The organism is Peribacillus sp. (assembly GCF_059453735.1).
Genome location: NZ_JAZVJO010000373.1, coordinates 1 through 10,902, shown reverse-complemented (window position 1 = coordinate 10,902; position 10,902 = coordinate 1). Strand labels below are relative to the sequence as shown.

The window sequence follows — 10,902 nt, the reverse complement described above, 5'->3', positions numbered from 1 at the left end:
CAATATCAGACGCTTCTTTTTGAAGTGTTAAAGAGCCAGTTTACCCTTGAATATTTAATGCCTCGTATCGATGATACCTTTCCAATGATTCGACCGTATGTCCTTAGTGACCCATATTTAAAGAACACAATCTCTACTTTTGATAAAGAACCCGAAGTCATATCACAATTTATCGTTAATCGAGCAAACTATCTTTACCAAAATTTAAACCAACTCGACTAGATTATATATTTGGTAGTTAAATAGGGGGGACAATTTTGGAGATATTTACTTTTGGTAAAAAGGTTGGTCAAGTAATTAACCACTTTGATTCGACATTTATTATGACGAAAATACTTAATACAAAGGCTGAAGTACGCATGAACTGCATGCATCTGGCTGAGGGTGGAATCATTGGTTATCACAAAGCGGTCGTACCGCAATTACTTCTTGTAGTGCAGGGGGAAGGGCGTACGTGGTATCAGCGGGAATCTGTGGTTGCAACTGGTGATGCGGTGTTCTGGGAAAAAGGGGAGGGACATGAAACAATCAGCGAAACAGGTATGATGGACATTGTCATAGAAGCCGAAACATTAGAACCGGCTGTATTTATGAAAAAGAAATGAACTCGTTAAAGAAATATCTGTATTTAGAACGTTTGTTCCTATATACTGTAAGTAGTCAGAAAAGTCTTTATTAAGGAGAATGCCATGGAGTTCGTCATAAATCGCGATTTATTCATTAAAGCAGCAACGGATATAAGTGGAATGGCAGCTACTCAAACGCTATATAAGGTCTTATCAGGAATGCTGCTCGTTGTTTCAAGCGGAAATCTGACTTTAGTAGGGAGTAATTCGGACGTCATAATGAAACAAGTAATCCCTGTGTGTTCGGATGATTTATTATTAATTGAAGAGGGCTCTGTGCTGCTTCCTGCAAAACTATTTTTAGACATAATGAAAAAATTACCTGAAATAATAAACGTAAAAGGACTTAGTAATTTTCTTATCGAGATAACTTCTGGTGATATCAACCTTCGTCTAAATGGACTAAATCCAGACGACTATCCAGAGCTGCCCAAGATGGAAGCTGTTCAAGCTATTACACTCAAAAAAAGTGAAATTAGTGCCCTGTTTAAACAAACGGCTTTTGCAGCAGCTAAAAATGGAACAAAGCCGATTTTGTGCGGTATAAACATGAGTATCAGTGAGGGAAAGATTACGTGTGCGGCAACGAATTCACATAGATTAGCCAGTAAACGACTGCAAATAGCTAACCAAGATATAAGGTGTTCAGTCATCCTCCCAAACAAAGGGATAAACGCATTAATAAGAATACTCGATCAAGCTGAATCAGATGTTTCTATCTTTTTCACAGACAGCTATATGATTTTTCAAATGAAAAACATCACAATGTATTTTCGATTGGTTGAGGGAAACTACCCTGATGTAAGCATGTTGATTCCAAAAGAACATCAGACAGAAATACGCGTATCTACTAAAAGTTTTTTAGAAGGGATAGAGCGGGCAAGTTTTGTAGCTTCCAACAGGAATCACACTATCCAATTAATCATTAACTCCAAGACAGAACTGTTATTAGTATCAGCTTCTGCAGAGTTGGGAGAAATCTCTGAAAGACAAATGATGCACAGTATTAAGAATGAGCTGGATTTGAAAATAATCTTCAATGGAGTATTCATGTCTGATGCATTAAATACCATACATACCGCAGAAACAATTCTTCGTTTTGGAGGTACGATGCGCCCCATTCTTATTACACCTTTCGGAGATGATTCCTTACTGCATATAATTTCTCCAGTACGGGTTTAAGAGTCGGGGGAGTTCTTGCTCGTTTAAGTTGAATCAGGTAGAAAGGGATGAATTGTGTGCTTATGTTATTCCAGTACAATTGGCAGGTTCGAGAGGAGTGGCTTCAGTGGTGCCGCGGCATATCTGCATCAGAGCAAACTAAGGAACGGGCTGGGGGCATGGGGAGTTTTCGGTTAACTATTCTCCATATTATTGATGTGGAATACAGCTGGATCCGGACCCTTATGGGAAAACCGGATATTGAAATTGATTTAACTTCCTACAACAGCATCGATGAGATTGAAGATCTTTCAAACAAACTCCAGCAGGAAAATAAAGCATATCTTAGCGAATGGACGCATGATATAGAAAACCAGATCGTTTATGCATCATGGCTTAATCAATCTTTTACAAAAGGTGAAATCATACGTCATATTATCGTTCATGAGGTTCATCATATTGGGCAGCTTTCCATATGGGCAAGAAAAATGGGAATGAAACCGATTTCTGCAAATTTTATTGATAGAGGTCTTGCCAATGAATAAAGTAAAAAATTTCTAATTAAAAGTAATTTTTGTATGGTATAGTATTCTTGTATTTCAAATTATTAGGGGAGAGTGCAGTATGTCATTATTAAGTAATGGGAAAAAATTTTTTCTAACTTCTTTAGCTATTGGTCTGACAACAGCACAATTTACGTTACCAGCGAATACGGAAGCGAAGACAGTAAAATCGAAAGATCCCTTTACTATTTCGGCACCTAGTGTTGACTATAAAAAAGGTATCAAAGCTTCTGTTACCGTTACGCCTGGAAAAGGGAATAAAGGGTTGGAAACAGTTGTATTTCAACTGATCAATGGGACAACCCCTGTTACCCAAACAGCAGTGGAAACGGATATTAAAAAAGCAGAGAAGTTTTCCGTTTCATTTAGTGCTTCAAACCCGGAGTATTGGGTAAAGGTGTCGGTTGTCAGCAAGTATAATGGAAACTTTAAGAACTTTGGAAGCAGTCTGGCCAAGCCAGTTAATAATGCCCCAGTGACTCTTCGTATTATGGAAACAACGGATGTTCATACGAATCTTTTAGGATACGATTACTATAAAGATGCTGTCTCCGATACAGTTGGTTTTGCTAAGACTGCTACATTAATAAAGCAAGCAAGAAAAGAAGTGAGAAATAGTGTCTTGGTGGATAATGGCGATCTAATTCAGGGAACTCCGCTTGGTACATATAAAGCAACTGTTGAGCCATTGAAAAAAGGAGAAGTTCATCCTGTTTATAAGGCTATGAATCAGCTTGGTTATGATATGGCGACATTTGGAAATCATGAATTTAATTACGGCCTCGACTATCTAAAGGAAGCCGTTAATGATGCGAATTTTCCATATGTGAATGCGAATGTATATGTGAAGGATAAAGACAACAATCCTAAAAATGATAAGAATATGTACACGCCATATAAAATTGTGAATAAAACAGTTTATGATGAAAGTGGAGCTCGTAAAACGGTTAAGGTTGGATATATCGGGTTTGTTCCACCGCAAATCATGGATTGGGATAAGGCAAACCTTGATGGTAAAGTTGTAGCCAAGGGAATTGTTGAAAGCGCAAACAAATACGTTCCTGAAATGAAGAAAAAGGGCGCTGATGTAGTCATTGCCCTGGCCCATTCTGGTTTTAATAGTGATATTTCTGTTACGGATGATGTTATTTATTATCTTAGTAAGGTAAAAGAGATTGACGCAATTACTTTCTCACATACACATAAGGTCTTTCCAGCAGCAGATGAAAAGTCATTGGATGCCTTATTTAAAGACAGTGAAGGAAAGGTTCTTCCTGGAGTTGATAATGCTAAGGGAACCATTAATGGTGTCCCAGCGGTTCAAGCAGGATATGGCGGCAGTAATCTTGGTTTAATTGATCTTAACTTGCAAGTTGTTAAAGGAAAATGGAAAGTCGTTAATTCACAATCCTCTACACGAGTAATTAATGACACTGTAACTGGGGTTAAAGCAGCTGAAGATCCAGCTATCGTAAAGGCAGTAACAGCTGATCATAAAGCGACGGTTGCCTATGTGAATACACCGATTGGCACGACGACTGCCCCGATACACAGTTATTTTGCTCTTGTTCAGGATGACCCTTCCGTTCAGGTCGTAACAAGTGCTCAAAAATGGTACGTGGAGAAATATATTAAAACCACCCGTCCTGAATATAGTAATTTACCGATTCTATCAGTCGGGGCACCATTTAAGGCTGGACGCAATGGTGTGGAAGAGTTTACTGAAATCAAGACAGGCGGTCTGACAATACGGAGTGCCGGGGATCTTTATTTATATGACAATACGTTAAAAGCAATAAAGATTAAAGGAGAAACGGTAAAGGAATGGCTGGAGATGTCAGCAGGTAAATTTAATAAAATTGATCCGAATAAAACAGAAGAACAAGCATTACTGAATGATAAGTTCGCTGTTTATAACTTCGATGTGATAGATGGAGTATCTTATCAAATTGACGTAACTAAACCGGCTCGATATGACGAAAAAGGTTTGAAGGTGTCTGATACTAATCGGATTACGAATTTAACCTATGATGGAAAGGCATTAGATCTTAATCAAGAGTTTATTGTGATTACGAACAATTACCGGGCTTCTGGGGGTGGGAACTTCCCAGGTGTTAAAGGCAGTGAATATATCGTGGATTCAGCTGATGAAAATCGCCAAATTTTGATGGATTATATTACTGAAGTAAAAGAAATTAATCCAACGGCCGATAATAACTGGTCGATAGCGCCAATAAACAGCCAAGTAAACGTAAGTTTCACTTCGTCGCCAAATGGAGCAGCGTATTTAACGGAAAATAGTAAAATCTCTTACACTAATAAGTTAAATGAAAAAGGATTCGGAATCTATAAATTCAATTTAACAGCTGAATAAGGTGAACCAGAAATCTCCCGGTCTTAAGACGGGGATATTTTTTTAGTTTTTTTGCCAGATGGAATAGTTCAAGCCAAGTGCATAGAATACCCAGCCAATATACGGAATCATTAGGGCACCGGCCGTTTTGTCTCGTTTATAGTATTCGTATGAGGTGATGGTAATGAGCGAGAGCATAATCGCCATTTCGATAAATGCGGTCCCGCGAAGTCCCCATCTAAAGAACAAGAAGGACCAGAGGAAGTTCAACCCAAGCTGTACATTGTAGAGGGGAGCAGATTCAGGGAGAGATTCTTGTTTTTCCTTTAAAGATACTCGGTATCGAGCTAGTCCCATTGCGGTGTACAGTCCAGTCCATGCGACAGGAAATACCCAAGAAGGAGGAGCGAATGAGGGTTTATCTAGCTTTCGGTATTTTTCTTTCGCCTTTCTTGTAGCGAATATCCCGACTAATGAACCTCCAACAATAGGGAGTAAGACATTTTTGGCTAGTCTTCGAATATCCGTTTCACCATTTACAGTTAGTATAGTCAAATGCAACACCACTTTCTTAAAGTAATAGTTTATTTTGGCCTTCTTAATGAAACTTAAACATTTTATCTGTCATTTTGTAACCTTCTTTCCTTTTAAGGCGTCTTACATTTAACGAGGTCTGGAGGGATTACTATGGCTAAAAAATCTATGCTTATATTGACTGTTCTTTTGAGTGTTTCTTGTTTCTTAATAGGTTGCAGCAACGACGATAGTGAGCACAAGACGCAGGATTCGGCTAAAATGGATAATACGTCAAAAAACAGTGAAACATTTTCCGGCAATGAATCTGAGACAGATTCGGAGACTGAGAACAAGTCCGACAAACAAGTTGAAAAGAACACTTCTGAGCGGATGGTCATTCATCAGGCTGAATTACAGCTAAAAGTAAAAAGCCTAGAGAAAACAAGCATATTGATTGAAAAAAAGGTACAAAAGTATGGAGGATATATTGTTGAATCTACTGTATCTGGTGAAGAAGAAGAGGAAGAGGAGATGAGCGGGTCGACTACTGTTCGAATCCCTGAACAGTATTTTCAAGACTTTTTACATGATGCAGAAGATGAAGCTGCAAAGGTCCTAAGCAGAACAATTACCGGACAGGATGTTACGGAAGAATACGTTGATCTAGAATCAAGCCTTAAGTCAAAACGAGTTGTAGAAGCTAGACTGCTTGAATTTATGAAACAAGCTAAAAAAACCGAAGATTTATTAAAGATTTCTGCCGATCTAGCTCAGGTTCAAGGAGAACTTGAAGAAGTAACTGGTAAAATGAAATATCTAGAAAATCAAACATCCTTTGCTACAGTGTCATTACTATTCATTCAAAGGGGGATAGTAGTTCCAGAAGTAAGTAATAAAGATTTAGATACATGGGATAAAACTAAAAAGCAATTCGCTGAGAGTGCGAATTTTATCCTTGCTGCAGGATCGTGGCTCGTTGTTTTTATAGTGGGTAATCTACCTATACTCATTATTCTAGTAGGAATCACTGTGCTGATCCTATGGGTTATGAGAAGACGAAAAAAATAGTCAAAGAAAAAACCCGCTTAAGCGGGTTTTTCTTTACTGATTACGTTTGTGAAGACCGGTCGCAAAATAAATGATAGTTAAAATTCCAAGCCAGATCGGACCTACAATTAAGGCAATCCGTGTGACAGGAGAAAAAGCTAAAACGATCATTACAAAAACCAAGAATGCAAGTGCAAAGTATGAGGTCAAAGGGAAAAGCGGCATTTTGAAATGTAGCTTTTGTAACTCTTGGGCGCTCATAACCTTTCTCGATCTCAGCTGTGTAATGAGAATCGTACCCCATGTCCAAAGTGCTCCAAAAGTAGCAACACTAGTGACATAGCCAAATACCTTATCTGAAACGATATAATTTAAGTAAACACCGAACAAGAGAACAATTGCTGAAACAATCAACGCTGTACCTGGTACACCAGACTTAGTGGTACGCTGAAATTGTTTCGGAGATTCTCCCTGCTGGGCCAAATTAAATAGCATTCTGGCGGTGCTGAAGATACCACTGTTACATGACGATAGTGCAGCGGTAAGAACAACAAACTGAACTATACCAGCTGCGCCAGGGATACCAATTTTTTCAAAAGTTAAGACGAATGGACTATTTTGTCCAGTTATAGCATCCCATGGATAAATCGATAGGATGACAGTTAGTGAGAGAACGTAAAAAATCATAATACGATAAAAAACAGTATTAATCGCACGTTTTAAACTTTTCTCAGGATTTTTAACTTCTCCTGCCGTGACTCCAAGCATCTCAATTCCTAAATAAGCAAACATGACCATTTGGAAAGACATAATAATTCCTGACACACCATTAGGTAAAAATCCTCCATGTTCAAAGAGGTTGGCAAATCCAATTGCGTCTCCGCCATTGCCTAAACCAAAGAATATCATGCCAAAACCTACAATAATCATTAAGACGATGGTGATGATCTTAATTAAGGAAAACCAGTATTCTAATTCACCATATGCTTTGACAGAAAGAAAATTTACGGTTGTCATAATAAGCAGGGCACCAAGAGCCCAAGCCCATTGTGCTGTATCTGGGAACCAAAACTGCATGTATATTCCGACAGCTGTAATCTCGGCCATACAAGTAACGATCCATAAGAACCAATAATTCCATCCCGTGATATATCCCGCAAACGGGCCAATGTAATCTCGAGCATATCGACTGAATGAGCCAGCTACGGGGTTTTTTATAGCCATTTCTCCCAATGCTCTCATGACCAAGTAAATGACAAACCCGCCAATGGCATAGGAAATGATAATTCCTGGTCCAGCTAGCTGAATTGCAGAAGCGGATCCGAGAAACAGGCCAACGCCGATGGCAGCACCAAGCGACATGAGGGTAATATGCCGTTCTTCAAGCCCCCTGTGTAGTTGAGGATTTTCTTTTGTATTCTGCATGTGTTCTTCACCTTTTCTTCCAGTAGTATCATGGATGTAATAGAGTTATTATTTACTAGATTACACGTCTCCATTTTTTACAAAATTTGAAATTAATATATGTAATGATAGCCTGTAAAATATCGTTTGTAAAGCGAGCACCTTTAAGTAACTGTACTTCCATAATTATGATGGATCATGAATGGAAGGTAGTAGTCATTTAAAGAATCTTTTTCTCTTATTCCCATATTGCTTCAGCCCATTCGGGATGGTCTATGAAAGGATTCCGATTATGTTGATAGCGGGAATAGATTCGTTCATGCCGTGCTCTTTCAAGTTCATCAACAAATGTGTGTTACTCTTTTTTTGTAAGCAGGCCATGCGTAAATCCTAACAAGATTGAACCAATAAGTGCGCCCCAAAAAGAGGATATGACAAACCCTTCAATAAAGAAAGCCGTTATATAGAAGGTAAGTGCGTTAATCACAAATGAAAACAATCCGAATGTTAAAATGGTAATGGGCAAAGAAATAAGATGGAGAAAGGGCTTAACGAGTAAATTCATCATGCTGAGTAAGAAAACAGCAAGTAAAGCAGTTCCATATGATGCAATAGATATTGAGTCAAGCAGCCAATCAATTATGAGAAGAATGAAACCGCTTATAAATAGGCGGAAAATAATATTCAAGATCTTTCCTCCAATCTAATCCTTTGTTATTTCTAAAGTACCCCAACTGACTTTATTTCGAAACCAATCTCCTATTAGCATTCCCTTTATATAGTAAAAGAGAATGATATAATGATTCTAGGATGATAAGGGAGGTTTTAGATCATGCTTGTGCCACCGATAACCGATGAGCGAACGTTCTCTAAGATAACGGGCGAACTATTAGATGTTGCCAACCTCATAATAGGTGAAAAGCCTTTTCTAATCAGTTATATTAATGAAAGTACGTTTAAATCTCTAAAGGTAATGAATCATGAAGTCTTCACAGAAGGAATGATGGTACCTATTGAAAAAACGTATTGCCATCAAGTTTATAAAAATAAGAAACCAATCGTAGTGGATGATATAGAAAATGCTGTCCAAGATGACAGAAAAAAGGTGAAAAAGCTTAATCTATGTTCATATGCAGGAGTGCCTATCCTTTTAGGTGATGGCTCTGTCTTTGGAACATTCTGCGTGTTTGATCAACAACCTAATATGTTTGACGAAAAAACAATCAGTATCCTAGAGAAACTTGCATCTTTTCTAGCATATGCGATTGATTTGCAAATCATAAATGCGAAAGATCCCATGACAGGCTTATACAATCGAAGATTCTGGGATAAAGTATATGATAATCTTCCTGAGCAAGATGGGGATCATTCGATTGCTATCCTGGATTTGGATTCCTTAAAACAGGTCAATGATCAATTAGGTCATGAAACAGGTGACCAATTAATTAGAACCTGCAGTAGTATCATTCATGAAACGATCCCATGGGATGCGTATGGTTTTCGAATAGGAGGAGATGAATTCAGTATTGTTTTTTATAATAAAAATACTGATCAATCAAAACCGTTTATCGATGAAATTATGACAAAATGTCATTATGCAGACATTAAGCTTTCAGCAGGCCTGACAGATACCCAAAAAACTCCATATGAAAAATTAGTTACTAGGGCGGACCAATTACTATATGAGTCTAAAAGCAAAGGAAAGAACCAACTGAGTGAAGGATAAATCCCCCCATCAATAGGTTGAAGAGGGAAGATTGTTAAGAATGTGTTTATACAGACACGTAATCTAATTCAATTCGAAAGGGTTTAATTTCTTCACTTTCAATAAAGTCTGCTAACTTAATCTTTTCGATAGGTGTAGGTTCAGGAAGCATCTTTTCTTCGTCAGCGGCCATATCCAAAGAAATAGCAAGGAAATCCTCAGCTGCTTCTTTGGCGTCATCACGATTGTCTCCCATCGTGATTGCTGGTAGTCCAGCTGCTTGTAAATCGGGAAAAAAGACATGAACTGTATAGTCTTCTTCTTTATTTGGCCGTGCTTCATAATAGTAAACTGCTGCATATGTAGTCATTGTTTTTCCTCCTGAATGATTAACTTCTTTCTATATTGTAGCAAAAGTTTCCCTAAATATCATAGATGAACCCCTATCATTTAAGGTTTATGTGAACTTATTGGACTAGCGGGGTGCTTGCACTTAATCCATCACCTATGATAACATTTACCTTTACCCATACAGAGGAAGTGAACTAAAGTGATAAAAATTGATATTCCAGCAACAGATATAACGATTACTCAGCGAACACAAGTCATTGAAGGTGACGAAGCAGTCATTCCATCGATTTTTGGTTTCATTGATTTTCATTTAATTCCAAGGGATAAGGGCGGCATTATCATGTTTTATAATGATGAAGATGAGCTTCTTTTCGTTGGTAAAGCAAGAAAACTAAGACAACGCGTTAAGAAACACTTTGAGGATAATGTATCACCAATCAAACTTCACCGAAAAGACGTGACTAAGATTGAAATCCTTGTGGTTGAAGATCCGATGGAACGTGAAATTTACGAAACCTATATTATCAATATGCGTAGAGCAAAGTACAATGTTGATAAAGTATTTTATAATCTAAATAAAGAGTAATCTCATATCGAAGAAAGAGCTGACTGCATTTGCATTCAGCTTATTTTTGTGAAAATCAAGTATGATATCTTGGCTGTTATCGAATACTACTCTTGATATTCTTTTGAATATCGCTCCAGCGTATCCGATTCTAACAATGAGGTGATATGGAATGAGCTACCGTGAACAGTTAGATCCACATTCGCAGCAGTTTCACCATAATTGGACAAGACCTAAGCGTTCTAAATCTCAAGTGAATGGGCACACCCAAGAATCACAGCAAACCATGATCCTTAGAAGCAATGCTAAGGCTCACAGGTGGTAAAGGATGCGGTCGGAAGGAAAGAGGAGGCTCTTTAGGAGTCTTCTGGGCTGTCGAGTAACCTCGACAGCCTTTCTGACTTTATAGCAATTCTCTTCCTATTCAAAGGGCAGGTGCGACTATATCTTGTTTTTTTAGCTGACTCTTGCAATATTTGATTGTGTTGGTATGATGATGAAGTAGACTTTATGCAGGCTCTAAAGAAAATAGAGTACAGTGGATAAGCAGTTATTTTTAATTAATCTGCTTTTAAGTCGTATGAAATTGTTTAAATAATGGAAAGATAAGG

General features: G+C 38.0%; 13 protein-coding genes and 1 pseudogene. 9 read left to right on the top strand and 5 right to left on the bottom strand.

The window, feature by feature from the left end:
• From AC52RT_RS12125 to AC52RT_RS12105, 5 genes are all read left to right on the top strand, one after another.
• Positions 1-222 (top strand): CotH kinase family protein (locus AC52RT_RS12125; RefSeq protein WP_495540980.1); only part of this gene is annotated, 222 nt, incomplete at its 5' end.
• A gap of 35 nt (positions 223-257) precedes the next feature.
• Positions 258-605 (top strand): cupin, encoded by a 348-nt coding sequence (locus AC52RT_RS12120; RefSeq protein ID WP_495540979.1) that lies wholly within the window; start codon positions 258-260, stop codon positions 603-605.
• A gap of 84 nt (positions 606-689) precedes the next feature.
• Positions 690-1,808, top strand: coding sequence for a DNA polymerase III subunit beta (gene dnaN / locus AC52RT_RS12115; protein ID WP_495540978.1), 1,119 nt, complete (start codon positions 690-692; stop codon positions 1,806-1,808).
• A gap of 62 nt (positions 1,809-1,870) precedes the next feature.
• Positions 1,871-2,332: a DinB family protein gene (locus AC52RT_RS12110; protein ID WP_495540981.1), complete on the top strand. Its 462-nt coding sequence runs from the start codon at positions 1,871-1,873 to the stop codon at positions 2,330-2,332.
• A 79-nt stretch (positions 2,333-2,411) separates the two neighbouring features.
• Positions 2,412-4,724, top strand: a complete 2,313-nt coding sequence (locus tag AC52RT_RS12105) for a bifunctional 2',3'-cyclic-nucleotide 2'-phosphodiesterase/3'-nucleotidase (protein ID WP_495540977.1) — start codon at positions 2,412-2,414, stop codon at positions 4,722-4,724.
• Between the two features lie 42 nt (positions 4,725-4,766).
• On the opposite strand, the gene AC52RT_RS12100 is transcribed toward AC52RT_RS12105, so the two are convergent.
• Positions 4,767-5,258 carry a TspO/MBR family protein gene (locus AC52RT_RS12100; RefSeq protein WP_495540976.1) on the bottom strand — a complete coding sequence of 164 codons (492 nt, stop codon included), beginning with the start codon at positions 5,256-5,258 and terminating at the stop codon, positions 4,767-4,769.
• 132 nt (positions 5,259-5,390) lie between these two features.
• Between AC52RT_RS12100 and AC52RT_RS12095 the strand changes: the two genes are divergently transcribed.
• A complete protein-coding gene (locus AC52RT_RS12095) occupies positions 5,391-6,287 on the top strand; it encodes a DUF4349 domain-containing protein (protein WP_495540975.1) in 897 nt (298 codons plus the stop codon).
• 33 nt (positions 6,288-6,320) lie between these two features.
• On the opposite strand, the gene AC52RT_RS12090 is transcribed toward AC52RT_RS12095, so the two are convergent.
• The 3 genes and pseudogenes from AC52RT_RS12090 to AC52RT_RS12080 all read right to left on the bottom strand — a co-directional run bounded on the left by AC52RT_RS12090 (position 6,321) and on the right by AC52RT_RS12080 (position 8,358).
• Positions 6,321-7,691: an amino acid permease gene (locus tag AC52RT_RS12090; protein WP_495540974.1), complete on the bottom strand. Its 1,371-nt coding sequence runs from the start codon at positions 7,689-7,691 to the stop codon at positions 6,321-6,323.
• A gap of 217 nt (positions 7,692-7,908) precedes the next feature.
• Positions 7,909-8,016 (bottom strand): annotated as a pseudogene (locus AC52RT_RS12085) (endonuclease); the annotation flags it as partial.
• A 9-nt stretch (positions 8,017-8,025) separates the two neighbouring features.
• On the bottom strand, positions 8,026-8,358 hold the full coding sequence (locus AC52RT_RS12080; protein ID WP_495540973.1) for a phage holin family protein: 333 nt from the start codon (positions 8,356-8,358) through the stop codon (positions 8,026-8,028).
• A 144-nt stretch (positions 8,359-8,502) separates the two neighbouring features.
• Between AC52RT_RS12080 and AC52RT_RS12075 the strand changes: the two genes are divergently transcribed.
• Entirely contained in the window at positions 8,503-9,396 is an 894-nt protein-coding gene (locus tag AC52RT_RS12075; protein WP_495540972.1) for a sensor domain-containing diguanylate cyclase, read from the top strand.
• 46 nt (positions 9,397-9,442) lie between these two features.
• On the opposite strand, the gene AC52RT_RS12070 is transcribed toward AC52RT_RS12075, so the two are convergent.
• Complete coding sequence (locus AC52RT_RS12070; protein WP_495540971.1) at positions 9,443-9,745, bottom strand: type II toxin-antitoxin system HicB family antitoxin; 303 nt, start codon at positions 9,743-9,745, stop codon at positions 9,443-9,445.
• A gap of 180 nt (positions 9,746-9,925) precedes the next feature.
• Between AC52RT_RS12070 and AC52RT_RS12065 the strand changes: the two genes are divergently transcribed.
• Positions 9,926-10,312, top strand: coding sequence for a nucleotide excision repair endonuclease (locus AC52RT_RS12065; RefSeq protein ID WP_495540970.1), 387 nt, complete (start codon positions 9,926-9,928; stop codon positions 10,310-10,312).
• A 151-nt stretch (positions 10,313-10,463) separates the two neighbouring features.
• A complete protein-coding gene (locus AC52RT_RS12060) occupies positions 10,464-10,616 on the top strand; it encodes a YpzG family protein (RefSeq protein WP_081704844.1) in 153 nt (50 codons plus the stop codon).
• The last annotated feature ends 286 nt before the right edge of the window (positions 10,617-10,902 follow it).

Excerpts from the sequence above, each read along its gene's own strand:
- dnaN (WP_495540978.1), top strand. The coding sequence starts at position 690 with ATGGAGTTCGTCATAAATCGCGATTTATTCATTAAAGCAGCAACGGAT.
- AC52RT_RS12105 (WP_495540977.1), top strand. The coding sequence starts at position 2,412 with ATGTCATTATTAAGTAATGGGAAAAAATTTTTTCTAACTTCTTTAGCT.
- AC52RT_RS12060 (WP_081704844.1), top strand. The coding sequence starts at position 10,464 with ATGAGCTACCGTGAACAGTTAGATCCACATTCGCAGCAGTTTCACCAT.
- AC52RT_RS12090 (WP_495540974.1), bottom strand. The coding sequence starts at position 7,691 with ATGCAGAATACAAAAGAAAATCCTCAACTACACAGGGGGCTTGAAGAA.
- AC52RT_RS12075 (WP_495540972.1), top strand. The coding sequence starts at position 8,503 with ATGCTTGTGCCACCGATAACCGATGAGCGAACGTTCTCTAAGATAACG.
- AC52RT_RS12095 (WP_495540975.1), top strand. The coding sequence starts at position 5,391 with ATGGCTAAAAAATCTATGCTTATATTGACTGTTCTTTTGAGTGTTTCT.
- AC52RT_RS12110 (WP_495540981.1), top strand. The coding sequence starts at position 1,871 with ATGTTATTCCAGTACAATTGGCAGGTTCGAGAGGAGTGGCTTCAGTGG.
- AC52RT_RS12070 (WP_495540971.1), bottom strand. The coding sequence starts at position 9,745 with ATGACTACATATGCAGCAGTTTACTATTATGAAGCACGGCCAAATAAA.